The sequence below is a fragment of the Pseudomonas sp. 4CAES_32.4 genome, from assembly GCF_058136335.1.
On sequence record NZ_CM176882.1, the window covers coordinates 5,990,146 to 6,014,095 of the forward strand.

Below are 23,950 nucleotides of genomic sequence, written 5' to 3' on the forward strand. Positions count from 1 at the left end.
TAAATCCAATGACACGTGCGGGCCAGATTATGCCCGCACGCCTATGGCTTCAAGTTACGCAGGAGATAAAGTTCATACAAGTGTTTAATCCCTGATCAACGTCCGGTGCGACGCTTCGCCGCTGAGCGGTCGCTGCAGAGCGCTCCAGACCTGACGCAGCAACTGATAAACCGCGAAGATCGACATTGCGACGAAGAACAACAGGCTCCACTCCGGAATGCTCAGATCAAACAGCGTCCAGGAAATTTCCGCACAATCGGCGCTGCCCTTCAACATCCGCACGGTCGCGCACAACCACGGCAGGCTGCTGAACAGCGCTTCGGAATCCGGTGAGCAATTGGCCAGTCGGGACAAGGTATCGCCTTGCAGCAGCACCTGCTGCCAGGCCGCCGTGGTGCCACCCAGGCTCGCGCCCAGCGCACCCACCCAATAGAACGACATGCCGATTCGACCAGGGCCGTGCACCGCCGCCAGCCCACAGCACGCGACGAGCAGCGTCATGAACAGCCGCTGTACCAGGCACAGGCTGCACGGCGTCAGTCCGACCGCATATTCAAGGTAATAGGAAGCTCCCAGGGCCAGGGCCCCTGCGGTGAAAGCCATGAAAAACAAGGAGCGTGAGCAGGCCAACGACATGGCTTATCCGTAACAGTAGAGACAGACAGTTACGGTAGAGGAAAGCGTGTCAGCCTTTCAAGGCGAGGCCCTGCCGACACTTCACCAGAGGTGTAGGGAAATCCCGACAGGATAGCTAGGAATCGATGTAGCACCTTGTAGGATTTGGCGCAGGCCGCTCGACCCGGGAAATTATTCCGCCACAAAACCTGTACGAGGGAGCGTACCCCCTCGCGATTTCAGGCTTGGGCCAGCACCGGCAAAGGCGCAGCCAGCAGGCGTTCATCCAGCAGGCCGAGGCCTTCCTGGAACAATTGATTGCTGCGTTCGGTATCCCCAAGCTGGGCGAGCAGACGTGCCAGTTCCGCACAGGCTTCCGGATTGCGTTGCACCCGCAGACTGCTTTCCAGATAGTCGCGCGCCTTGCCCCACAGACTGGTTTGTAAACACAGACGCCCCAGAGTCAACAGCAAGCTCGGATCATCCGGATGCTCTTTGAGCCAGCCCTCGGCAGTTTGCAACTGACGCGCCGGATCGCTGCCGCGCACCAAGCCATACAGACGCGCCAGATGGCTGTCGTATTTGCGCTTGAGGGCGGTGCGCAAGACTTCCTCGGCCTCGACCTGAGCCCCCAGCTGACGCAACTGTTCGGCATAGGCCAACACCAGCGGGGCTTCCTGACGCTGTGCCGACGTGAGCTGCTGCCAGGCACGATTGAGCGATGGCAGACCGACCGTACCGTCCTCTTCGCGATGGGCCGCCAGCGACAGATTTTCGCCCCAGGCACGGCGTTCCAGCTCGGCCAGCTCGGCGGGTGGCAACACCTTGTCCTTGCGCAGTTCCGGCAACAGCCGAATCACCGCCGACCATTCACCACGCTGTTGATACAGACGCTGCAACTGACGCAACGTCTGCGCATTGTGCGGATGGCGCTCATGCATCGCCTGCAATGTCACCAGTGCGCCGTCGGTGTCGCCACGATCGGTTTGCAGTTGCGCATGACTCAAGGCAATCGCCAACTCGGCCTGCGGCTGACGCTCCAGTGCACGCTCAAGCAAGTGATCGCATTCTTCGTAATTGCCCTGCTCGTTGGCCGCCCGGGCAGCGCCGAGGTAGTACAGCAGCGGTTGGCGCTCGGCTTCAGCGGCGCGATACAAATGCCGCTGCGCGCTGGCCCAACGGCCCTCAGCCAGATCCAGTTGCCCATGTTCGATGGCCACCTGCACGCGACGACTGCGATTGCGCCGCGACCATGGATTGACCACGCCCGTGGAGGTCATGACCAACTCGACCAGCGCCTTGATGCCCCAGATCAGCAGCCACAGCACCGCGATGACAGCCAGCGTGGCCCAAAGGCTCGCCTCATAGCGGAAGCTCTGATAAGCGATCAGCACGTAGCCGGAATGTTGCGCCACGGCAAAGCCCAGCGCCGCCGTCGCTGCGATCACCAGAAACACGATCACATACAGGCGTTTCATGGCGTGGCCTCCTGCGCGGTGTTGGCGGCAGGTTTGGCGAAGGGTTTCACCGACTCTTCGGCGTTGACGTTGCGCCGTTCCAGATAAGCCTGCACCGCACTCAGGGTGCCGGCCAGATCGGGCGTGTTAACCGTGACCGGTTCCTTGCTCAGCTCGCCGACCTGTTCCAGCATCACTTTGCTTTGCGGGTTGTCCGGATTGAAATTGCCTTTGAGCACATCCCGCGCCTCGGCCAGCGCCTGGGTGTAGACCGGCGCCTGACCATTCAGGGCTGCCCACTGCGCCTGCTCAAGCGCCAGGCTCAGGGCCAGGCGCACCTGACTCAGGCTCTGCCCGGCCAACAGCGGTCGCACATTCTTGTCAGCGTTGAAATCGATGCGGATGTAGCGCGAAGCCTGATCCCACCACTGCGCCCAGCGACTGGCGCCATCGCCGTCAGCCGTCAGGCCCAGCAGCGATTCACCGCGATCCTTGTACTCCGGCGCCAGCTCGGTGAGGTCAATGACCTGATCGCGCAGCGCACCGAGACGCAGGAACAGACCGGTGCGATCCGGTTGTGCAGTGCTGCGCAAGGCGACGAGGGTTTTCGCCACTTGCTCGCGAGCGGCGAAGGAACCCGGATCGTTCTGTTCCCTAAGGATTTCATCCGCGCCCTGCACCAAGGCTTGCGCGCTACTGATGTCCTGCAATGCCGAAAGACGCAGGCTGGCCAGACGCAACAAGTGCTCCGCCTCGGCCAGACGCCAGTCCTTGCGGCTCGCACCGAGGACGGTTTCCAGACGTTGATTGAGGCGCTGCTGATCACCCTGAAGTTGGGAGACCAGACGCTGGCGCTCGGCCAGTTCGTCGGCACCCGGCAACTGCGCGAGGCGCTCGGTCAGCCGCTGTTCATTGAGCTTCAGGCTCTGCGCCTGATCGTTCAATGCCTGCACTTCACCGGACTGTTGTTGCGTGTTGGTTTGCAGGTGGCGCACCTGCCAGACACCCCAACCCCCGATCGCGACACCGGCAGCGCCGAGCAACAGGGCGACGATGGCCAGTCCGTTGCCTCGGCGCGGCTCTTTGGCCGGCGGTGGAGTTTCAACCTGAGTATCGATCACAGGCTGGACATCATCTTTAGGCAAGGCTGTTTCGCTCACGTATCCATCCTTTGCATTAGAAAACGGGCCGGGGATGTTCCCGCAGCGCCGTCAGCAAAGCCGCGGCACTCGCGCCGCGGCAATCCACAACTGTTTGAGCCCCGGCGGCACGTGCCAGCTCGGCGACCCTTGGGCTTGGAACAAACAACGGCAACTGCGCAATAAGCGGCCAGGCATCGCCGGCCATCTGCTGCAGGTGCTCGAAACCCTGTCCACTGCTGACCACCAGCCCGTTCAAGCGTTCCGCTTCAATCCGCCGCGACAGCTCATGTGGCGGATAGGCCGGCAAGTCACGTCGATACAATTCCAGATACTCGACACTAGCACCTCGCTCACGCAAGCGCTCGGCGAGCAACTCGCGGCCGCCCTCGCCGCGCAAAATCAACACCTGCCCGCCGGGCTGACTGACCGCTTCACGCAGACGCGGCAATTGCAGCAAGGCTTCGCTGTCATCACCGTCGACCGGGCAGTGGGCGTCGAGGCCGTGATCCAGCAGAATCTGCGCGGTCGCAGCACCGACGCTGAACCACGGCATCGTCAGCGCAGATGAACCGTCGAGCAGATCCAGTGCAATGCGCGCCGCCGGTTTGCTGACCACGATCACTGCGTGGCAACGCGACAACCGCAAAAGCGCCTGACGAATCTTCTCAGAGACCGGCAACGGAACAATGTCCAGAAGCGGCAAACAGCTACTGAAAACGCCCTGCTCGGCCAACGTATGCGCCAGCGCCGCACAGTCTTCCGCAGGGCGCGTCAGCAGCAGGCGCCAACCGGTCACTCGTGACCTGCCTCGCCGTAGACCGCTTTGAGAATGTCCGCTGCACCCTGGCGCAACAGGTCTTCGGCAACCTGCACACCGAGCGCTTCGGCCTCGGCGCGCGGTGCCCGGGCTTCGGCGCTGAGCAGCTTGCCGCCGCTCGGCTCACCGACCAGACCGCGCAACCACAACTGCTCGCCTTCGAGTACGGCGTAGCAGGCGATCGGCACTTGGCAGCCGCCATTCAGGTGCTTGTTGAGGGCACGTTCGGCCGTGACGCGCGACGTGGTATCGGCGTGATGCAGCGGTGCGAGCAAGGCGTGGATTTCAGTGTCGGCACTACGACATTCGATGCCGACCGCACCCTGGCCGCCGGCCGGCAGACTGTCGTCGACGCTGATCGCCGAAGTGATGCGCTCTTCGAAGCCGAGGCGGATCAGGCCGGCGGCTGCGAGGATGATCGCGTCGTACTCGCCGGCATCGAGCTTGGCCAGGCGGGTGTTGACGTTACCGCGCAGGAAACGGATTTGCAGATCTGGACGGCGCGTCAGCAATTGCGCCTGACGACGCAGACTCGAAGTGCCGACGATGGCGCCTGCAGGCAACGCTTCGAGGCTGGCATAGGTATTGGAGACGAAAGCATCGCGAGGGTCTTCCCGTTCGCAGATGCAGAACAGGCCAAGACCTTCAGGGAAGTCCATCGGCACGTCTTTCATCGAGTGGACGGCGATGTCGGCCTGGTTTTCCAGAAGCGCGGTTTCCAGTTCCTTGACGAACAGCCCCTTGCCGCCGATCTTCGACAGTGGCGAATCAAGCAGCTTGTCGCCGCGACTGACCATGGGTACCAGCGTCACCAGCAGGCCTGGGTGGGCCGCTTCCAGACGGGCTTTGACGTATTCGGCCTGCCAGAGGGCCAGCGCACTTTTACGGGTGGCGATGCGGATTTCGCGAGAGGACATGGATCAATCCGTACTGAATAGATACGGCGGATAATAACAGCTCAGCCAAATCCACTTTGACTTGAATCAGAGTCGGCGCGGCCTCCCTGGCCTGCAATGCCCGGTGAAAAGAATTTCGAAGCGCCGGAAAAGACCGGGTTACAGGCCCTGCATCATTTTGCGCACACCGGCGACATGCCGACGACTAACGATCAACGCATCGCCATTGAGTCCCTTGAGAAACAGCTGGAAGTGCCCCAGCGGCGTACGTTGCAGACGTTCGATGCGGTCGCGGGCGACCAGCGCATTGCGGTGGATACGCACAAAGCGTTCACCGAATTCGTCTTCGAGGGCCTTGAGCGGTTCGTCCAGAAGGACTTCGCCAGCCTCGTGGCGCAAGGTCACGTATTTGTGGTCGGCAATAAAGTAGACCACCTGATCCAGCGGGATCAGTTCGATGCCTTTACGGGTGCGGGCGCTGATGTGGCTGCGCGGGCCAGTGCCGCTTTCGGCAGCGGGACGGGTCAGGGCCGAGAGTTGCGCCCGGTTGGGACGTTCAGCCCGTTTCAGGGCGTCATGCAGATGTTCAGTTCGCACGGGTTTCACCACATAGCCCACGGCGCTGGCCTGCAGGGCTTCCACGGCAAATTCATCGGGGCTGGTGCAAAACACCACGGCGGGCGGCGTTTCTCGTTCGCACAGACGGGCAGCAACCTGCAGGCCATCGAGGCCCGGCATGCGGATATCGAGCAACACGATATCCGGTTTGTGGCTGTCGATCAGTGCCAACGCCTCCTCGCCATTCGTGGCGCTGGGCTCCAGAACTGTATAACCCTCGAGCTCGCTCACCATTCGGCTGAGGCGCTCGCGAGCCAGTGGTTCGTCATCAACGATCAGGACATTCATATTGCGCTGGATTCCTGCGTGAGTCTCGCACAAGCATAGCGTAGACAGGTGAAGTGACGTCCGTCACCGCGATCCACGCTAAGACTAGCCCGAGCGCCAAAAAGTGCCGTACGTCGGCCAGCAATATTTGCCAGTGTCCGGGTCGTACCGCTCAAAGCCCGCTGTTTCTCGCGTTTTTCACGGGGATTGCCGAAGGACAATTGCACCCACCCCCTCTTCTTATAGTCGGCGGCCAGACCTTTGCGCGATCCGCAGTCACGCCGACCCTTATGTCCTACTGTAGACGTTCGTCGGAACGATATTGCTCAATCGAAAAATATCCTTGCGCAAATCCGCGGGGGCAGCGCCGACTATGGTCGAGCCAATGAGAAAAAAACGTATCGACCGGTGTCAGCGACAGTCCGGGCAACCCTGTTATTATCCGCGCCAGCGTTTCACGCCTTTTTTCTTCAAGCCGATACGAGCGAATTCATGAGCACTGACAAGACCAATCAGTCCTGGGGCGGCCGCTTCAGTGAACCCGTCGACGCCTTCGTCGCCCGCTTCACCGCCTCCGTCACTTTCGACCAGCGCCTGTATCGCCACGACATCATGGGTTCGATTGCCCACGCCACCATGCTGGCCAAGGTCGGCGTGCTGACCGATGCCGAGCGCGACAGCATCATCGATGGCCTGAAGACCATTCAGGGCGAAATCGAGGCCGGCCAGTTCGACTGGCGCGTCGACCTCGAAGACGTGCACATGAACATCGAAGCACGCCTGACCGATCGCATTGGCGTCACCGGTAAAAAGCTGCACACCGGGCGCAGCCGCAACGACCAGGTCGCCACCGACATCCGCCTGTGGCTGCGTGACGAAATCGACCTGATCCTCGCCGAAATCACCCGCCTGCAAAAAGGCCTGCTGGAACAAGCCGAGCGCGAAGCCGCGAGCATCATGCCGGGCTTCACCCACCTGCAGACCGCACAGCCAGTGACCTTCGGGCACCACATGCTGGCCTGGTTCGAAATGCTCAGCCGCGACTACGAGCGTCTGGTCGACTGCCGCAAGCGCACCAACCGCATGCCTTTGGGTAGCGCCGCGCTGGCCGGCACCACCTACCCGATCGACCGCGCATACACCGCGCAACTGCTGGGTTTCGACGCTGTGGGTGGCAACTCGCTGGACAACGTTTCCGATCGCGACTTCGCCATCGAATTCTGCTCGGCTGCGAGCATCGCGATGATGCACTTGTCGCGTTTCTCCGAAGAGCTGGTGCTGTGGACCAGCGCGCAGTTCCAGTTCATCGATCTGCCAGATCGTTTCTGCACCGGCAGCTCGATCATGCCGCAAAAGAAAAACCCCGACGTGCCAGAGCTGGTGCGTGGCAAGACCGGCCGCGTGTTCGGTGCACTGATGGGCCTGCTGACCCTGATGAAAGGCCAGCCGCTGGCCTACAACAAGGACAACCAGGAAGACAAAGAGCCGCTGTTCGACGCCGCCGATACCCTGCGCGACTCGCTGCGCGCCTTTGCCGACATGATCCCGGCGATCAAACCGAAGCACGCGATCATGCGTGAAGCGGCGCTGCGTGGTTTCTCCACCGCGACGGATCTGGCGGACTACCTGGTACGCCGTGGCCTGCCGTTCCGTGACTGCCACGAGATCGTTGGCCACGCGGTGAAGTACGGCGTGGACACGGGCAAGGACCTGGCCGAGATGAGCCTGGAAGAACTGCGTCAGTTCAGCGACCAGATCGAGCAGGACGTGTTTGCCGTGCTGACCCTGGAAGGCTCGGTGAATGCCCGTGACCATATCGGCGGCACTGCGCCGGCGCAGGTCAAGGCAGCTGTGGTTCGCGGTCAGGCGCTGATCGCTAGCCGTTAAAAGCATCGCTGGCAAGCCAGCTCCCACAGGGTTCTTTGCTGGAACACAATTTTGGTTCGACCCAAAGACCTGTGGGAGCTGGCTTGCCAGCGATGACTGACTTCAGAACGCTAAAAAATCACTTCTTGGCCGCGATCATCGCCAAAAACGCCGGCATAGCCGCCTCCTTGTCCGCCGCAATCTTCTGCACATGCGGATTCTGCTCCAGTCGCTCCAACAGCGCCTTCGCCTGCGGCATCTCCGCCAGCAAATCAACCCCGAACAGTTTCTGCCCAACCGCACAGGCCAATGGCACGCTGTAGAGGAAGTACAAATCAGCAATGCTCAGACGGTCGCCCGCCACGTACGGGGCGAATTTGCCGTGCCGGCCCAACGCTGCAAATCCCAGCAGCAATTCGGCCTTGGTCTTTTCCTTGATGGCCTCGGGCAAGGTCACCCCGAAAAACGCTTCGCCGTAACAGGCGCGGCCCGGCAGCTCGATGTACAGCTCGATTTCCTTGGCAATCGCCAACACCTGCGCACGCTCGAACGGATCGCTCGGCAGCAGCGCTGTGCCTTTCTGGGTCTGCTCCAGATATTCAAGGATGATCGCGGTTTCGTTGATGTAACCACCATCGACGCCAAGCACCGGCACTTTGCCGCGCGGGCTGATGGCCAACGATTCCGGGGTCGGCGTCGGGTAGAACGTGACCTCTTCGAACGGCAGGCCTTTTTCCAGCAGGGCCAGTTTGACCATGTTGTAGTAGTTGCTGACTGAGAATCCGTAGAGCTTGAGCATCACATAGCCTCCAGGCCGTGCGGGGTGGGCAGTGCCTGTTTATAGATCGCCCCGGTCAATCCCGCCAGCAGCATCACGCCGCTGAATGCGGGTAAACTGGCGCCTTTCCTTGAGGAGCCTGCCATGAGCGAGCCGACAGACATCGACACTGACAACGACGAAGAAGAGTTCACCGAAGCGACGTTGATCGAAGCGATCGAGAACCAGATCGAAAGCGACAATCCGCCGGCCGCCAAAGCGACGTTCAACAAGCTGACCCTGGTCGGTGTCGAGCGTGAAGAGATTCTCAATCTGATGGCGCACGTATTGGCCTACGAGATTGACGCGATGCTCGATGAAGATCGCGCGTTCAATACCGAATGGTATGAAGCGGCGCTGCGCGCATTGCCTGAGTTGCCACCCGAAAAACAGTAAACCGCGATCCTGTAGGAGTGAGCCTGCTCGCGATAGCGTTCTGTCAGTGAAGAATACGCTGACAGGCACTCCGCTATCGCGAGCAGGCTCACTCCTACAATGTTTGTTACGCATCCATCCAGCCTTCTGCCTGGCCCGGACTACACTGGAATCCGCCTCAAGACAAAATCCCTGATCTGAGCACTGGACATGCCGCAAAAGCGGGTTCACCTTAGGGGCGCTGTCGTCCAATTCCTAGAAAGTCTGGAGTCCTTATGTCGCTTACCCCTGAGTTGGTTGCCGAACTGGAAGTCCTCGCACTCTTTCCCCTGGACAGTTCCCAGGAAGGTTTGAAAATTCATCAGACCGCTGCCCCGAAACATATTTCTGCCGCCAAACGCCTCTTTGAAAAAGACCTGACCGATCAGCCTGATGGCGGTTATCTGACCAGCCTCGGTCGCGACGCTGCACAAAATGTGCAAACCGTGCTGACCATTCTGAGAGAGCAGGAAACCGCCTGACCCCCCCTGACTTCGCCCACGGGAACTCCTGCCACGGGATTTCCGCGGGCCTGCCTGTTTGCCCGCGATAGAAATCTGACGTCAAAAAACAAAATCAGCTAAAAGTCCCGCCGCGCTAAGGCTAAACTGCCTCCCATTCCGAGACCCTCTACGTCCGAGCCTGCGAGCCGGTTTGAGCTGACATGATGCGCACCCACGAAATCCGCCCCGACCTGGACGAAGGCATTGACCGCAAGGTCCTCAGCCAACTGCGCGCGCGGTTTCTCAAACTCAATGAAGGCCGCCTCGGCCGTGCCCTGGAAGGGTTATCGACACGCCAGCAAAGCGTACTGACGCTGCTGCCGCTATTTTTCCACGTCAACCATCCACTGCTGCCGGGTTATGTCTCGGGCAGCACGCCGGCGGGGGTGTCCAATTACGAACCGGACACCGATGCACTTGCCGAAGCCCAGCGCCTGACCCGTTCGTTTTCCTACAAGCCGCGCCATGGCAGTAATCCGCCGCGACCGATTCACGGTCTGTTCCTGATGGGTAGCCTTGGCACGCTGGCGCAGGCCGATCAGAGCGACATGGACGTGTGGGTCTGCCACGCCCCAGACCTGAGCGAAAGCGAACTCGCTGAACTGAGCAAAAAATGCCAGTTGCTGGAAACCTGGGCGGCCAGCCAAGGTGCGGAAGCACATTTCTTTCTGATCGACCCGGTGCGCTTCGTCAAAGGCGAACGCGACACCCAACTGAGTTCGGAAAACTGCGGCACCACCCAGCACTATCTGCTCCTCGACGAGTTTTACCGCACCGCGATCTGGCTCGCCGGGCGCACGCCGATCTGGTGGCTGGTGCCGGTTTATGAAGAAACTACTTACGACCAGTACACCCACACGTTGCTGTCGAAACGCTTCATTCGCGCCGACGAAACGCTCGACCTCGGCCACTTGGCGACGATCCCACCGGGCGAGTTCATCGGCGCCGGTTTGTGGCAGCTGTTCAAGGGCATCGAATCACCGTACAAATCGGTACTCAAACTGCTGCTGACCGAGGTCTACGCCAGCGAACACCCGCACGTGCAGTGCCTGAGCCTGCGCTTCAAGAAAGCCGTGTTCGCCAATCAGCTCGATCTCGATGAGCTGGATCCGTACATGGTCGTGTACCGGCGCATCGAGGAATATCTGACTGCGCGCAACGAGCCGGAGCGCCTGGAACTGGTGCGCCGCGCTTTGTACCTGAAGGTCAATCGCAAGCTCACCGGCAACAGCCGCACCCAAGGCTGGCAACGTTCTCTGCTGGAACGACTGGCCGGCGAATGGCATTGGGATCAACGCCAACTCGCCCTGCTCGACAGCCGCAGCCAATGGAAAGTGCGCCAGGTCAGCGCCGAGCGCCGCGCCCTGGTCAGTGAGCTGAATTACAGCTACCGCTTCCTGACCCAGTTCGCCCGTACCGAGAAGACCGTCAGCCTGATCAACAAGCGCGATCTCAACGTCCTCGGCCGTCGTCTCTACGCTGCGTTCGAACGCAAGGCCGACAAGGTCGAGTTCATCAATCCCGGCATCGCCCCGGATCTGGCTGAAGACACGCTGACCCTGGTGCAGTCGCGCAATAAAAAGGAGCCTGGGCAAACTCAGTGGGGTCTGTATAACGGCAGCCTGACCGCGCTGGAGTGGGAACACTTCGCGCCGATCAAGCGCAGTCGCGAGTTACTCGAGTTGCTGACCTGGTGCCATCGCAACGGCGTGATCGACAGCAGCACGCGACTGGCCCTGCATCCCGGCACCAGCGATCTGAGCGAATTCGAGCTGTTCAACCTGCTCGGCAGCCTGCAACAGTGCATCGCCCTGCCCTTGGCCACAGTGGCCGAAGAGCCATTGCTGCGCGCCGCCGTGCCAAGTGAAGTGCTGATGCTGGTCAACGTCGGTGTCGACCCGCTCAAGCATCACCGCGACCTGAACATCCTGATGACCACCGAGCGCACTGACTCATTGAGCTACGCCGGTGTGCGCGAAAATCTGGTGCTGACCCTCGATCAAGTCACGCTCAACAGTTGGAACGAGGTGCTGGTCAACCGCTTCGACGGGCCGCACGCTTTGCTCGACTGCCTGCGCGACTACCTCAACAATCTGCCGCGCGGGCCGTTGCAGCCGTCGTTGAAGGTGCGTTGCTTCTGCCACAACCGCGCGCAATTCATTGCCCGCCGCGTCGAGGAAATCGTCGACACCGCGCAGAATCTGCTGCTCAGTGATTTAAACCACCGCTACCTGATTCAAGTGCAGCAGCACTATCACGTGCTGGAATTGGTGCCGGGCCAGGTCAACCACGTCGCTCTCGCCACGCTGCCGGCGTTGCTGGATTACCTCGGTGAGGAGCAGCCGCGCTACAGCCCGCTGCACCTGGACCCGATGGCGCTGGAGGAACACGATCTCGCGCTGATCCTGCCAATGGGCCAGCCGGAATGCATTCAAGTGTTTTACCGGATCACCGAGCAGCAGGCCGAGCTGTACGTGCTGGATGAATTCAATGCGTTGTGGCAGCAGCATTTGCCGTACCACGACGAGCAGAGTCTGCTGGTGCCGCTGCAGCGTTTCCTGCAATCGATCCTGTTCCGCCGCGAAGCGGTGCTGCCGATGGACGCGAGCCCGGAGGTGCGTCTAGAAACGTTGTATTACCAGTTATTGCCTTCGGGTCCGGGACGCGCACGGCGGGTCGAAGCGCGGCCAGCGCCGCAGACGCCGGTGAACAAGCCGTTCTACGACGTGCAGGCGATCGTCGGCAAAGCCGCACCGGGCGAAGTGCAGGTCACTTTGTATTGCAATCAACGGGAATTCAGCGAGCTGGAACATGGCGACCAGCTGTTCAGCGTGGTCGCCCGGGAGATCGTCGAGCAGCGCCGCGACAGCGAACGCTATCGCTGCTACATCACCGATCTGGACCTGTCGGGCCTGCTCGGTGATGGGCAGAGTTCAAGCAATCTGTATCTGCGCTACAAGGCTGACCTGGAGCGCGCCCTGAACGAGGCGCTCGAACAGGTCTGAGGCGGGATTACTCGGGGAAGGCGCCACCGTTGGCCGGCTGCGATTCGACTTCGAGCAAGGTCAGCTTGAGGGTCTTGCCACCCGGAGCCGGCCAGTCGATGTGCTGACCGACCTTCAAGCCCAGCAATGCACTGCCGACGGGCGCCAGAATCGAGATCTTGCCTTCGTCGGCGTTGGCGTCCTTGGGATAGACCAGCGTCAGGTGGTAATCCTTGCCACTGCCTTCTTCGCGGCAATGCACACGGGAATTCATGGTCACGACATCGGCGGGCACTTCATCGTGGCCGACCACGGTGTCGGCGCGGTCCAGCTCGGTTTGCAGCGCAATCACGCCCGGCGCAGCCTGATCTTTCTCGTTCAGGTTGTCGATCAGGCGCTCCAGACGTTGCACGTCCAGACGGGTAAGGGTGATGGAAGGTGCGGTCATGATCCGGGCAGACTCCTTTCTTCTGCACACAAAAAAAGCAAAACCCCGCCAAAAAAGACGGGGTTTTCACCAGGCCTCGATGGGTTGAGGCGTGTTCGGACACTATCACAGCTCAAAAAATATACAAGTCACGCCCCGCGGCACTGTTTGCGCTGCGATGCCTGCGCGCAAATTACCCGCCGCCGCTCATCGTCTGCCGAGCGCCATTCGCGAATATCTTCGACGTGGCGGAAGCAACCCAGGCAAACCTTCTGTTCATCCAGTCGGCACACGCCGCTGCACGGCGAGGGCACAGCCGGGCTGATGTTGCTGTAAAGCGGCTTCGGTGGACGAACAGGAGCGGTGTCAGTCACGGAATCACAGACCTTCGAAATCGAATTCGGCGCCGGCCTGCTGCTTGACGATGCGCTCGAGCATTTCGCCCAGCTGCTCTTCGCTCTTGTCGCACATCCAGCGCTCGCTTTCTTCGTCATAGTCGAAGTGGAAACCACCGGACACCGCCGCCAGCCACAGCTGACGCAACGGCTCCTGACGGCTGAAGATCAGCTGCGAGCCGTTTTCGAACTTGACGGTGAGGACACCGGCCGAGTTCTCCATGTCGATATCCAGGTCGCTTTCATCAAAGATGTCTTCCAGTTTTTCCTGGGTTTCATCGACCAGATCGTGGAAACGGGCTTCGGACAAACTCATTGTGGCAACCTCAAAAAATGTCTGATCAGGCTCAAGCGCCGAAAGATACGGACGCTTCCGGCCGATTGCAAAGATTAACGACCAAGCACCAATCGACGTAACGAACCTGGGCCCTGTGGGAGCGGGCTTGCCCGCGATGAGGCCGGCAAATTCAACATTGATCTCGATTGAACCACCGTAATCGCGGGCAAGCCCGCTCCCACAGGGTTCTACATGCTGGCGAACAAGCCCCGCCGGACGGGAACCCCCTCGCATAGGCAAGCTGCCGGGTGGCCGGTATACTCCGGCGCAATTAACGCATTTTCAAGGATTTCGCCATGAAGCGCCTGATCTCTTCCCTTGCTGCGCTCGTCGCGGTTGCCTGCCTTGTTTCGGCCTGCGGTCAAAAAGGCCCGCTGTACCTGCCCGATGACGACCAGGACCCGGCCGAGCAAGCCAAATCGTCGCAACAAAAGCCTGCCTCCAAGGCACACAAGCACGACGTTTACCAATAAGGGATCGCCATGGACGCTTTTAACTACCGTGGCGGGGAACTGTTCGCGGAAGGTGTGGCGCTGTCCGCCATCGCCGATCGCTTCGGCACGCCTACTTATGTTTACTCGCGCGCGCACATCGAAGCCCAATATCTGGCTTACGCCGACGCACTGGCCGGCATGCCGCACCTGGTCTGCTTTGCGGTCAAGGCCAACTCCAACCTCGGCGTACTGAATGTCCTGGCGCGTCTCGGCGCCGGTTTCGACATCGTTTCCCGTGGCGAGCTGGAACGCGTACTCGCCGCTGGCGGCAGCGCTGACAAAATCGTCTTCTCCGGTGTCGGCAAGACCCGTGACGACATGCGTCGCGCACTGGAAGTCGGCGTGCACTGCTTCAACGTCGAATCCACTGACGAGCTCGAGCGCCTGCAGGTCGTGGCTGCCGAGCTGGGCGTTCGCGCGCCGGTATCGCTGCGGGTGAACCCGGACGTCGATGCCGGCACCCACCCGTACATTTCCACCGGTCTCAAAGAGAACAAGTTCGGCATCGCCATTGCCGACGCCGAAGACGTGTACGTGCGCGCCGCGCATCTGCCGAACCTCGAAGTGGTCGGTGTCGACTGCCACATCGGTTCGCAACTGACCACGCTGCCACCGTTCCTCGATGCCCTCGACCGTCTGCTGGATCTGGTCGATCGTCTCGGCGATTGCGGTATTCACCTGCGCCACATCGATCTCGGTGGTGGTTTGGGTGTGCGTTATCGCGATGAAGAGCCGCCGTTGGCTGCCGACTACATCAAAGCCGTGCGCGAGCGTCTCAACGGTCGTGATCTGGCACTGGTGTTCGAGCCGGGCCGCTTCATCGTTGCCAACGCCGGCGTGCTGCTGACCCAGGTCGAGTACCTCAAACACACCGAGCACAAGGATTTCGCCATCGTCGACGCGGCGATGAACGACCTGATCCGCCCGGCGCTGTATCAGGCATGGATGGACGTTACCGCGGTCAAACCGCGTGACACCGCTGCGCGTAAATACGACATCGTCGGCCCGATCTGCGAAACCGGCGACTTCCTCGCCAAGGATCGCGAATTGGCTCTGGCCGAAGGCGATCTGCTGGCCGTGCATTCGGCCGGTGCCTACGGTTTTGTGATGAGTTCCAACTACAACACCCGTGGCCGTGCCGCTGAAGTGTTGGTGGATGGTGATCAGGCTTTTGAAGTGCGCCGCCGCGAAACCGTGGCCGAGCTGTTTGCCGGCGAAAGCCTGCTGCCGGAGTAACCCATGCTGCTGCGTTTTACCAAAATGCACGGCTTGGGCAATGACTTCATGGTTCTCGACCTGGTCAGCCAGCACGCGCATATTCAGCCAAAGCACGCCAAGCAATGGGGCGACCGCCACACCGGCATCGGTTTCGACCAGTTGCTGATCGTCGAGGCGCCGAGCAACCCGGACGTGGATTTCCGTTACCGGATCTTCAACTCCGACGGCTCGGAAGTTGAGCAGTGCGGCAACGGCGCGCGCTGCTTTGCGCGCTTCGTGCTCGACAAGCGCCTGACCGCCAAGCGGCAGATCCGCGTCGAGACCAAGGGCGGCATCATCGAACTGGACGTGCGTAACGACGGCCAGATCGGCGTGAACATGGGCGCTCCGCGTCTGGTGCCGGCGGACATTCCGTTCGAAGCGCCAGCGCAGGCCAGCAGCTATCAGCTGGAAGTCGACGGCACCACGGTCGAACTGGCCGCCGTGTCGATGGGCAACCCGCACGCGGTATTGCGCGTGCAGGACATCAACAGCGCACCGGTACATGAACTGGGGCCGAAAATCGAACACCATCCGCGCTTCCCAGCACGGGTCAACGTCGGTTTTCTCCAGGTCATCGACCGCAACCGCGCGCAATTGCGCGTATGGGAACGCGGCGCCGGGGAAACCCAGGCCTGCGGCACCGGCGCGTGTGCAGCGGCTGTCGCTGCGATCAGCCAGGGGTGGATGGATTCACCGCTATTGATCGACCTGCCCGGCGGGCGTCTGTCCATTGAGTGGGCAGGCCCAGGCCAACCGGTGCTGATGACCGGTCCGGCAGTGCGTGTATACGAAGGACAAGTACGTCTTTGAGTGAGCAGAAACCATGACCGATAAGCCTCAGGTACCCGCCCGACAGTCCGACGAATCAGCGTCCGAGAGCCTGGAGGCGGCAGCGGTTGCCGCATACCTCGAGGCGCACCCGGATTTCTTCGTCGAGCACGAAGAACTGCTGCCCGCCCTGCGCATTCCGCATCAGCGCGGTGACACCGTTTCGCTGGTCGAGCGGCAGATGACCATTCTGCGCGACCGCAACATCGAGATGCGTCACCGCCTCTCGCAGTTGATGGACGTCGCCCGTGACAATGATCGGCTGTTCGACAAGACCCGCCGCCTCATTCTTTCCTTGATGGATGCCTCCAGCCTGGAAGACGTGGTGATCAGCGTCGAAGACAGTTTGCGTCAGGATTTTCAGGTGCCTTTTGTCAGCCTGATCCTGCTCGGCGACAACCCGGCGCCGGTCGGTCGCTGGGTCACTCACGCGGATGCCCAAGTCGCCATCGGCGGCTTGCTCACCGAAGGCAAAAGCGTCAGCGGCAGCCTGCGCGAGCACGAACTGGATTTCCTCTTCGGCGAAGAACAGCGCAAGCAGATCGGCTCCACCGCCGTGGTCGCCGTCAGCCATCAAGGTATCCACGGCATTCTGGCAATCGCCAGCCGTGATCCGCAGCACTACAAGAGTTCGGTCGGTACGCTGTTCCTCAGCTACATCGCCGAAGTCATGGGCCGCGTGCTGCCACGGGTCAACAGCTCCCTGCGCTCGGTACGTTGACCATGGAACGACAACTGGACGCTTACTGCGAACACCTGCGCAGTGAGCGACAGGTGTCGCCGCACACACTGTCGGCCTATCGCCGCGACCTCGATAAAGTCCTCGGCTGGTGCGTCAAACAGAACATCGGCAGTTGGGCCGCGCTGGATATTCAGCGCCTGCGCAGCCTGATCGCTCGTTTGCATGCGCAAGGCCAATCCTCGCGCAGCCTCGCTCGCCTGCTCTCGGCGGTGCGCGGGCTCTATCATTATCTGAATCGCGAAGGCCTTTGCGACCATGATCCGGCGACCGGTCTGGCCCCGCCGAAAGGCGAGCGACGTCTGCCGAAAACCCTCGATACCGACCGTGCGCTGCAGCTGCTTGAAGGCGCGGTCGAGGATGATTTTCTGGCGCGGCGCGATCAGGCGATTCTGGAGTTGTTCTATTCCTCCGGACTGCGCCTTTCCGAACTGACCGGGCTCAATCTCGATCAACTCGACCTCGCCGACGGCATGGTTCAAGTACTCGGCAAAGGCAGTAAAACCCGCCTGCTGCCGGTCGGTAAAAAGGCCCGCGAAGCGATCGAACAATGGCTGCCGCTGCGCGCGATGACCAACCCAGCGGACGACGCCGTGTTCGTCAGCCAGCAAGGCCGGCGCCTTGGCCCACGAGCGATTCAGGTACGGGTCAAACTGGCCGGCGAGCGCGAACTGGGGCAGAACCTGCACCCACACATGCTGCGGCACTCCTTCGCCAGCCATTTGCTGGAATCCTCGCAGGACCTGCGCGCGGTGCAGGAATTGCTCGGCCACTCCGACATCAAGACCACGCAGATCTACACGCACCTGGACTTCCAGCACCTGGCGGCGGTCTACGACAGTGCCCATCCACGGGCCAAACGTATGAAAGGCGACGATTCATGAGCATCCAGTTGATCACCTTCGACCTCGACGACACCCTGTGGGACACCGCCCCGGTGATCGTCAGCGCCGAAGCAGTCTTGCGCGAATGGCTGAGCGAACACGCGCCGAATCTCGGCGCAGTGCCGGTGGAGCATTTGTGGGCGATTCGTGAGCGTGTACTGGCTAACGAACCGGGGCTCAAGCATCGGATCAGCGCTCTACGTCGGCGAGTTCTGTTTCATGCGATGGAAGACGCTGGATACGCCCATGGCGAAGCAACTGATTTGGCAGACAAGGGCTTTGAAGTGTTTCTGCATGCCCGGCATCAGATCGAAGTGTTCCCTGAAGTCGAGCCGGTGCTGGAGATTCTCGCCAATCATTACGCCCTTGGCGTGGTTACCAATGGCAATGCCGACGTGCGTCGGTTAGGGCTGGCGGATTACTTCAAGTTTGCGTTGTGCGCCGAAGATATCGGCATCGCCAAACCGGATGCGCGGTTGTTCCACGAAGCATTGCAGCGCGGTGGCGCCACCGCCGAAACCGCCGTGCATATCGGTGATCATCCGGGTGATGACATTGCCGGAGCGCAGCAGGCGGGGTTGCGGGCTATCTGGTTTAACCCGGCGGGTAAAGCCTGGGAAGCGGATCGCTTGCCGGATGCTGAAATCCGCAGCCTCACGGATCTGCCAGCGGTGCTCGCCCGCTGGAATACCCAACACTGACCCTGAATTTACATCACTCCCTGTGGGAGCTGGCTTGCCAGCGATGAGGCCAGCACATTCAACATCAATGTTGTCTGACAGGCCGCCATCGCTGGCAAGCCAGCTCCCACAGGGTCTGCATCGCCTTCAAATGTTTATTCCAGGCATGAAAAAGCCCGCAGCGACGGCGGGCTTTTTCAGCAAGCAAGCGGCACGCCTCAGATAGGGCGGCTGCCGTACTTGTTGTCCGGTTTCTTCGGTGGATCGGCGACCACATTGGCCTCCACTTCCTGCACTTTTCCGCCGCGCGACAGGAACTCTTCCATGGCCTTGGCCAGGGCGTCGCGTTCCTTGTTCTTGGCTTCAATGCTCGGCAACTCGTCTACCGACACCGCAGCCTTGGCTTTGCCTTTGGCAGCCGGGGCCGGCGTGTCTTCGCCGCCATCGTCGTCAGCAACGTCTTCCGCTGCTGCTTCCAGGCCTTCCTCGGCCTCGTCTTCGTCGCCTACTTCGAGGTCGTCGTTTTCCAGATCATCGTCGCTCATGTTCTACCTCATGACTTGCGAAAAGCAGATTAGTTATAGACCAGCTTTGGCAACTGTCGAAAGTCGCCGTTAAAAAATCAGTAACCATTGGTGACCAACGGTTTATGCCCCTTCACCGTGCAAGGTGGCGAGGACTTTTCGAGCACCGCCATGATCACGGTGCTCGCCCAGATAAACGCCTTGCCAGGTCCCCAGTGCCAACCGACCTGCCGAAACCGGCAGACTGATCTGACAACCAAGCACGCTGGCCTTGAAGTGCGCCGGGAGGTCGTCCAGGCCTTCGTCGTTATGCTCATAGCCGTCTGTTCCTTGTGGGATCAGACGATTGAAAAATCGTTCGAAGTCGCGACGGACCGCCGGATCGGCGTTCTCGTTGATGGTCAACGACGCCGAGGTATGCTGCAGCCACAAATGCAACAGACCAACCCGGCACTCCCTGAGTTCAGGCAGGCCGGCGAGTAACTCGTCCGTTACCAGATGAAAGCCCCGGGGCCTTGCCCGCAGGGTTATCAGAGTCTGTTGCCACATACAGTTCTCCGCACGTTCGGGGCGCATTCTAGCGCGCTCTGGGAAAAAACAAAGGCCCTAATATTCGCTCAATGATGTAAGCCATTGGCGGCAGAAAAACGCCCGTCGTAAACACGACTAAAGGCGTACGAAAAATCCTTTCAGCTGCTCTCTCAATGACAAATTCCAGACAAAAAAATGCCCGGCGAACCGGGCAAGTTTTTTGATGCGCGTACTTACAGGTTGTAGCCGCGTTCGTTGTGTTGTGCCAGATCGAGGCCGACCGACTCTTCTTCCTCGGTCACACGCAGACCCATCACGGCGTCCAGGACTTTGAGGATGATGAAGGTGACGATCGCGGTGTAGATGACAGTGAAGCCGACGCCTTTGCACTGTATCCACACTTGTGCGGCGATGTCGGTCACGGTGCCGAAGCCACCCAGCGACGGTGCAGCGAAGACGCCGGTGAGGATCGCGCCGAGGATACCGCCGATACCGTGCACGCCGAAGGCATCCAGGGAATCGTCATAACCGAGTTTGCGTTTCAGGGTGGTAGCGCAGAAGAAGCACACCACGCCTGCGGCCAGACCGATCACCAGTGCGCCCATCGGGCCCACGGTGCCGGCAGCCGGAGTGATTGCGACCAGACCGGCAACCACACCCGAGGCGATGCCCAATGCACTTGGCTTACCGTGGGTGACCCACTCGGCAAACATCCAGCCCAGCGCGGCAGCAGCGGTAGCGATCTGGGTGACCAGCATCGCCATGCCGGCGGTGCCGTTGGCCGCCGCAGCGGAGCCGGCGTTGAAGCCGAACCAGCCGACCCACAGCATCGCCGCGCCCATCAGGGTGTAACCGAGGTTGTGCGGGGCCATCGGGGTAGTCGGGAAGCCTTTGCGCTTGCCCAGTACCAGGCAGGCAATCAGACCGGCCACACCAGCGTTGATGTGCACCACGGTGCCGCCGGCGAAGTCGAGCACGCCCCAGTCCCACATCAGGCCGCCGTTGCCGGACCAGACCATGTGCGCAATCGGCGCATAAACCAGGGTGAACCAGATGCCCATGAAGATCAGCATCGCGGAGAATTTCATCCGCTCGGCGAACGCACCGACGATCAGCGCCGGGGTGATGATCGCGAAGGTCATCTGGAAGGTGATGAACACCGCCTCAGGGAACAGCGCCGCAGGGCCAGTCAGGCTCGAAGGCGTGACACCGGCGAGGAACGCCTTGCCCATGCCGCCGAAGAACGAGTTGAAGTTGACGACGCCCTGCTCCATGCCGGTGGTGTCGAACGCAATGCTGTAGCCATAAATGACCCACAGGATGCTGATCAGACCGGTAATGGCGAAGCACTGCATCATCACGGAAAGAATGTTTTTCGAGCGAACCATGCCGCCGTAGAACAGCGCCAGGCCCGGGATGGTCATGAACAGCACGAGGGCTGTCGAGGTGAGCATCCAGGCAGTGTCGCCGGAATTGAGGACTGGGGCCGCCACTTCGTCTGCCGCCATTGCAAGGCTTGGCATTACGATGGACAACAGGGCTCCTAGCCCTGCGAATTTACGCAGAGTCATATTGTTTTCTCCTGGGGCGTTGGGGTTTGTGGCGGCGTTTAAATCGCGTCGGTATCGGTTTCGCCGGTACGGATACGAATCGCCTGTTCCAGATTGACCACGAAGATCTTGCCGTCACCGATCTTGCCGGTGTTGGCCGCCTTGGTGATCGCCTCGATCACCCGATCCAGATCCTTGTCGTCGATGGCCACGTCGATTTTCACCTTGGGCAGAAAATCGACCACATACTCCGCGCCGCGATACAGCTCGGTGTGACCCTTCTGCCGGCCGAAGCCTTTGACTTCAGTAACGGTAATGCCCTGCACGCCGATTTCGGACAGCGACTCGCGCACGTCGTCCAACTTGAACGGCTTGATGATGGCAGTGACTAGCTTCATGAAACTCTCTCCCGAATTGGTGGACTTGCCCCAGGAAAACAAACCCGACTCAAGTCTAAGCGCAGTGCCTGGCTTTGTAACGCATCGTCGGCCTTACCTGCCCGACTGACGCCAGCTAACCGCTGCTGACGAAACTCCCCGCTCCGTCTGCCGCACTGCATTCGTCACAGCGACTGCATCAGTGCATGGGTCGAAGGTGACTAAGCAGAAACCTTGCCATCTCGCCAAAATCCCCTGATTTCAATCCCTTGGCCGCTGCAGCAAGCCATTGCACGCAAAAGGCCATCCGGATACGCACAATAACGGTGCGCCGCCGTCCGTCCGCTTGCGCGAAAAGCGTGCATCCCTGACCGCGTAAATGACTATAGACACTGCGTGATACACTGCCGGCCATTGTTTCCAGGACATCCACCATGCTCGCGCCCAAAGACTTCCTCGACGCCCTGAGCGGCACCGCCTCCCGCCTGTTCAACGGCGACACCCCGCTGCCAAAAGCCGAAATCGAAAGCCAGTTCAAGATGCTGCTGCAGAGTGCCTTCAGCAAACTGGACCTGGTCAGCCGTGAGGAATTTGATAGTCAGATGGTTGTGTTGGCGCGTACTCGTGCCCGGCTTGAAAGCCTTGAAGCGAAAGTTGCTGAGTTGGAAGCGAAGCTGACTGCGCCCGCTGAATAAGCCGCTCCCCCTGTAGGAGCTGCCGAAGGCTGCGATCTTTTGATCTCCAGCCCTTCAATCATCCCGGCAACGTCCTACAACCTGCACCACCGCCGTCCGATTGCGCCGAAAAGCCCAGGTTTCTAAGCTCACCCGATGCTGAATGTTCAGCAGCGGGTTTGGCGACCTGGATCGAATTTGACGCAATGCATCTAACTTCACAGAGAGGTTTTTTCTCTCAACGAGTTATGGCGGCTTTGCGTGGGAGACCTCAGGGTCTGCCGGTTTCGAATTCACCGGTTCGCCAACCCGCGCATAGCTGCCACCCTATTCGTTTGGCGACGAACAGAAGCAGTTTTCTTCACTTGAATTCGAGAACTGAACCATGGACGAAAACTACCTGACACCTAGCATCTTCACGCGCCACAAACTCCCCCTCCACGCCCTCCTCATCCAGAACCAACCCTGGTTCTGCGCCCGAGACCTGAGCCGCCTGCTGCACATCTACCTCAACGAACGCATGCTGCGAAAACTCGACCCCGACCAATACCAAACCCGCAAAACCTTGATCCACAACCAGATCGAAAACACCCTGCTGATCAGCGAATCAGGCATCTACGCCCTCCTCGTCTACCACTACTGCCCCGAATACCGAGCGTTGCGCGAATGGCTCACCCACCAAGTCATCCCCACCCTGCGCGACGCCCAACATCCCAGCACAAGCGAACGTCCACACCTGAGCCTGCTCAGTTGGCCGGACATGACGTTGAGTTTGTTGCACTGGAATAACCAGCCGTGGATACGGTTGCAGGATGTGCCACACATTGTGACGGAGCGAGAACAGGCAAACCGCACGGTTGTGAACTCATGGTGGAGAAAGGCTCTGCAATTGATCTGAATTTTTGCGCTGCAACCTCACCAACGGTCATTTCAGTGATACCACTGAAATGACCTGTTTTGTGTCTTCGTTAACTCGCCCCCTACTCCGAAATCCTCCACTCACAGAAGTAACGTCCTACAAAACGCGTCCCCCACGTCTGATTCCGCTGCCCCTCTCTGCTGGCTATCTTCTGCGACCAGATCCAAACAGATGAAAACAATGAGAAGAAAAGGCAAAGCAACGGATCTTCGTAACCAGACATTCAGATCAAACTCGCGAAAGATCGCCTACAAATTCTTTCTAAAGAACATTGCCCCGAGAATCCCAGATATTGATGCAGCAGCGGTCAAGTTTGAGCCAATTACCCCAGCAGCGATAAAGCAATACTTTCTCTGGGAGGGGCCAACAATTTTCCCTTGGGATGACGTTGCAGACTGGAAAAGTAAAGACGCGAAAGGTCTGGATTTGGCGATATGGTACAAACAGATTCTTTGCGGCATGTGCTATGCGACCCCGCGCGCAAGCTCTATCTGCTTAAAGATTATTCTGTTGGAAGGGCATCCGGACAGAGCGCACCCGCTTCGCGGCAGGATCGCGCCGATTGCTCTGCTTGTCGCTGATCACTATGCGCGAGCGCTAGGATGCAAAGAAATCGAGATTCAGGATCCTGATCCGAATGTTGTTTTTTACTACCGGAAACTGGGGTTCGAATTCGACCACACCAACCGGCTTGTCATTTCTGTGGACGGTCAATAACATCGAAATCAACAACGCAATCGCACGAGGTGCGTATGAGCCCAAAAAAGCGAAAGGCAAAGCTTCTTCAGATTGTTGAACTACATCTCGAGGCACTCCGGTTGGCTGGGGATATGTCAGCCAACCAACGGCGATTTATTGAAGTTGCTGTTACATGTGGGCCAGAGCTTGAGCCAAGCGGCCCGCTGGCCGGTAGAAGATCTTGAGTCAAAAATAAA

General features: G+C 60.0%; 27 protein-coding genes. 13 read left to right on the forward strand and 14 right to left on the reverse strand.

The genetic code is table 11. The features are described from left to right. Window positions 1–84 precede the first annotated feature (84 nt). The 6 genes from AC3Y64_RS27100 to AC3Y64_RS27125 all read right to left on the reverse strand — a co-directional run bounded on the left by AC3Y64_RS27100 (window position 85) and on the right by AC3Y64_RS27125 (window position 5,833). Window positions 85–636 (reverse strand): disulfide bond formation protein B, encoded by a 552-nt coding sequence (locus AC3Y64_RS27100; protein WP_489985835.1) that lies wholly within the window; start codon window positions 634–636, stop codon window positions 85–87. A gap of 218 nt (window positions 637–854) precedes the next feature. After that, window positions 855–2,093: a heme biosynthesis protein HemY gene (locus AC3Y64_RS27105; protein ID WP_489985836.1), complete on the reverse strand. Its 1,239-nt coding sequence runs from the start codon at window positions 2,091–2,093 to the stop codon at window positions 855–857. Then, window positions 2,090–3,232, reverse strand: coding sequence for a uroporphyrinogen-III C-methyltransferase (locus AC3Y64_RS27110; protein ID WP_489985837.1), 1,143 nt, complete (start codon window positions 3,230–3,232; stop codon window positions 2,090–2,092). The genes AC3Y64_RS27105 and AC3Y64_RS27110 overlap by 4 nt, the downstream gene beginning before the upstream one ends. Before the next feature lie 16 nt (window positions 3,233–3,248). Continuing rightward, window positions 3,249–4,010 (reverse strand): uroporphyrinogen-III synthase, encoded by a 762-nt coding sequence (locus AC3Y64_RS27115; RefSeq protein ID WP_489985838.1) that lies wholly within the window; start codon window positions 4,008–4,010, stop codon window positions 3,249–3,251. Continuing rightward, complete coding sequence (hemC, locus tag AC3Y64_RS27120) at window positions 4,007–4,948, reverse strand: hydroxymethylbilane synthase (RefSeq protein WP_489985839.1); 942 nt, start codon at window positions 4,946–4,948, stop codon at window positions 4,007–4,009. Before hemC ends, AC3Y64_RS27115 begins: the two co-directional genes overlap by 4 nt. Window positions 4,949–5,086: 138 nt before the next feature. Then, window positions 5,087–5,833: a LytR/AlgR family response regulator transcription factor gene (locus tag AC3Y64_RS27125; RefSeq protein WP_007911111.1), complete on the reverse strand. Its 747-nt coding sequence runs from the start codon at window positions 5,831–5,833 to the stop codon at window positions 5,087–5,089. Between the two features lie 471 nt (window positions 5,834–6,304). On the opposite strand from AC3Y64_RS27125, the gene argH reads away from it, so the two are divergent. Next, a complete protein-coding gene (argH, locus tag AC3Y64_RS27130) occupies window positions 6,305–7,699 on the forward strand; it encodes an argininosuccinate lyase (RefSeq protein ID WP_489985840.1) in 1,395 nt (464 codons plus the stop codon). Between the two features lie 118 nt (window positions 7,700–7,817). Here argH and AC3Y64_RS27135 read toward each other — a convergent pair whose 3' ends face one another. Further along, entirely contained in the window at window positions 7,818–8,477 is a 660-nt protein-coding gene (locus AC3Y64_RS27135; protein WP_489985841.1) for a glutathione S-transferase family protein, read from the reverse strand. 123 nt (window positions 8,478–8,600) lie between these two features. Between AC3Y64_RS27135 and AC3Y64_RS27140 the strand changes: the two genes are divergently transcribed. The 3 genes from AC3Y64_RS27140 to AC3Y64_RS27150 all read left to right on the forward strand — a co-directional run bounded on the left by AC3Y64_RS27140 (window position 8,601) and on the right by AC3Y64_RS27150 (window position 12,417). Continuing rightward, on the forward strand, window positions 8,601–8,891 hold the full coding sequence (locus AC3Y64_RS27140) for a hypothetical protein (protein ID WP_489985842.1): 291 nt from the start codon (window positions 8,601–8,603) through the stop codon (window positions 8,889–8,891). Between the two features lie 254 nt (window positions 8,892–9,145). Continuing rightward, window positions 9,146–9,391 carry a TIGR02647 family protein gene (locus tag AC3Y64_RS27145; RefSeq protein WP_008084565.1) on the forward strand — a complete coding sequence of 82 codons (246 nt, stop codon included), beginning with the start codon at window positions 9,146–9,148 and terminating at the stop codon, window positions 9,389–9,391. A gap of 182 nt (window positions 9,392–9,573) precedes the next feature. Then, the gene (locus AC3Y64_RS27150) at window positions 9,574–12,417 is read left to right on the forward strand and encodes a class I adenylate cyclase (protein ID WP_489985843.1); all 2,844 of its coding nucleotides are present in this window, start codon (window positions 9,574–9,576) and stop codon (window positions 12,415–12,417) included. Window positions 12,418–12,424: 7 nt separating this feature from the next. Here the strand turns inward: AC3Y64_RS27150 and rnk are convergent, their stop codons facing one another. The 3 genes from rnk to cyaY form a co-directional block, all read right to left on the reverse strand. Continuing rightward, window positions 12,425–12,844, reverse strand: a complete 420-nt coding sequence (gene rnk / locus AC3Y64_RS27155; RefSeq protein ID WP_053124969.1) for a nucleoside diphosphate kinase regulator — start codon at window positions 12,842–12,844, stop codon at window positions 12,425–12,427. Between the two features lie 128 nt (window positions 12,845–12,972). After that, window positions 12,973–13,197 (reverse strand): DUF1289 domain-containing protein, encoded by a 225-nt coding sequence (locus tag AC3Y64_RS27160; RefSeq protein WP_489985844.1) that lies wholly within the window; start codon window positions 13,195–13,197, stop codon window positions 12,973–12,975. 4 nt (window positions 13,198–13,201) lie between these two features. Further along, window positions 13,202–13,534, reverse strand: coding sequence for an iron donor protein CyaY (cyaY, locus tag AC3Y64_RS27165; RefSeq protein WP_007911100.1), 333 nt, complete (start codon window positions 13,532–13,534; stop codon window positions 13,202–13,204). Between the two features lie 317 nt (window positions 13,535–13,851). Here cyaY and lptM point away from each other — a divergent pair, with 317 nt between their 5' ends. The 6 genes from lptM to AC3Y64_RS27195 are packed head-to-tail and all read left to right on the forward strand — an operon-like array spanning window position 13,852 to window position 18,461. After that, window positions 13,852–14,028 carry an LPS translocon maturation chaperone LptM gene (gene lptM / locus AC3Y64_RS27170; protein ID WP_122594558.1) on the forward strand — a complete coding sequence of 59 codons (177 nt, stop codon included), beginning with the start codon at window positions 13,852–13,854 and terminating at the stop codon, window positions 14,026–14,028. A gap of 9 nt (window positions 14,029–14,037) precedes the next feature. Continuing rightward, window positions 14,038–15,285 (forward strand): diaminopimelate decarboxylase, encoded by a 1,248-nt coding sequence (lysA, locus tag AC3Y64_RS27175; protein ID WP_159814397.1) that lies wholly within the window; start codon window positions 14,038–14,040, stop codon window positions 15,283–15,285. Window positions 15,286–15,288: 3 nt separating this feature from the next. After that, a complete protein-coding gene (dapF, locus tag AC3Y64_RS27180; protein ID WP_095119833.1) occupies window positions 15,289–16,119 on the forward strand; it encodes a diaminopimelate epimerase in 831 nt (276 codons plus the stop codon). A gap of 13 nt (window positions 16,120–16,132) precedes the next feature. After that, window positions 16,133–16,858 carry a DUF484 family protein gene (locus tag AC3Y64_RS27185; protein WP_053124974.1) on the forward strand — a complete coding sequence of 242 codons (726 nt, stop codon included), beginning with the start codon at window positions 16,133–16,135 and terminating at the stop codon, window positions 16,856–16,858. A 2-nt stretch (window positions 16,859–16,860) separates the two neighbouring features. Continuing rightward, the gene (gene xerC, locus AC3Y64_RS27190; RefSeq protein ID WP_034152032.1) at window positions 16,861–17,760 is read left to right on the forward strand and encodes a tyrosine recombinase XerC; all 900 of its coding nucleotides are present in this window, start codon (window positions 16,861–16,863) and stop codon (window positions 17,758–17,760) included. Continuing rightward, entirely contained in the window at window positions 17,757–18,461 is a 705-nt protein-coding gene (locus AC3Y64_RS27195; protein WP_489985845.1) for an HAD family hydrolase, read from the forward strand. Before xerC ends, AC3Y64_RS27195 begins: the two co-directional genes overlap by 4 nt. A 197-nt stretch (window positions 18,462–18,658) precedes the next feature. On the opposite strand, the gene sutA is transcribed toward AC3Y64_RS27195, so the two are convergent. From sutA to glnK, 4 genes are all read right to left on the reverse strand, one after another. After that, window positions 18,659–18,985 (reverse strand): dormancy-specific transcriptional regulator SutA, encoded by a 327-nt coding sequence (gene sutA, locus AC3Y64_RS27200; protein ID WP_122594554.1) that lies wholly within the window; start codon window positions 18,983–18,985, stop codon window positions 18,659–18,661. A gap of 102 nt (window positions 18,986–19,087) precedes the next feature. After that, window positions 19,088–19,513 (reverse strand): secondary thiamine-phosphate synthase enzyme YjbQ, encoded by a 426-nt coding sequence (locus AC3Y64_RS27205; RefSeq protein ID WP_007920418.1) that lies wholly within the window; start codon window positions 19,511–19,513, stop codon window positions 19,088–19,090. A 215-nt stretch (window positions 19,514–19,728) separates the two neighbouring features. Then, complete coding sequence (locus tag AC3Y64_RS27210; RefSeq protein ID WP_158955508.1) at window positions 19,729–21,066, reverse strand: ammonium transporter; 1,338 nt, start codon at window positions 21,064–21,066, stop codon at window positions 19,729–19,731. Between the two features lie 38 nt (window positions 21,067–21,104). Then, window positions 21,105–21,443, reverse strand: a complete 339-nt coding sequence (glnK, locus tag AC3Y64_RS27215) for a P-II family nitrogen regulator (protein ID WP_002555808.1) — start codon at window positions 21,441–21,443, stop codon at window positions 21,105–21,107. Window positions 21,444–21,856: 413 nt separating this feature from the next. Between glnK and AC3Y64_RS27220 the strand changes: the two genes are divergently transcribed. The 3 genes from AC3Y64_RS27220 to AC3Y64_RS27230 all read left to right on the forward strand — a co-directional run bounded on the left by AC3Y64_RS27220 (window position 21,857) and on the right by AC3Y64_RS27230 (window position 23,732). Beyond that, window positions 21,857–22,117, forward strand: a complete 261-nt coding sequence (locus AC3Y64_RS27220) for an accessory factor UbiK family protein (RefSeq protein WP_489985846.1) — start codon at window positions 21,857–21,859, stop codon at window positions 22,115–22,117. Window positions 22,118–22,481: 364 nt separating this feature from the next. Further along, window positions 22,482–22,994: a BRO-N domain-containing protein gene (locus AC3Y64_RS27225; protein WP_489985847.1), complete on the forward strand. Its 513-nt coding sequence runs from the start codon at window positions 22,482–22,484 to the stop codon at window positions 22,992–22,994. Between the two features lie 192 nt (window positions 22,995–23,186). After that, window positions 23,187–23,732 (forward strand): N-acetyltransferase, encoded by a 546-nt coding sequence (locus AC3Y64_RS27230; RefSeq protein ID WP_489985848.1) that lies wholly within the window; start codon window positions 23,187–23,189, stop codon window positions 23,730–23,732. Window positions 23,733–23,950 lie beyond the last annotated feature (218 nt).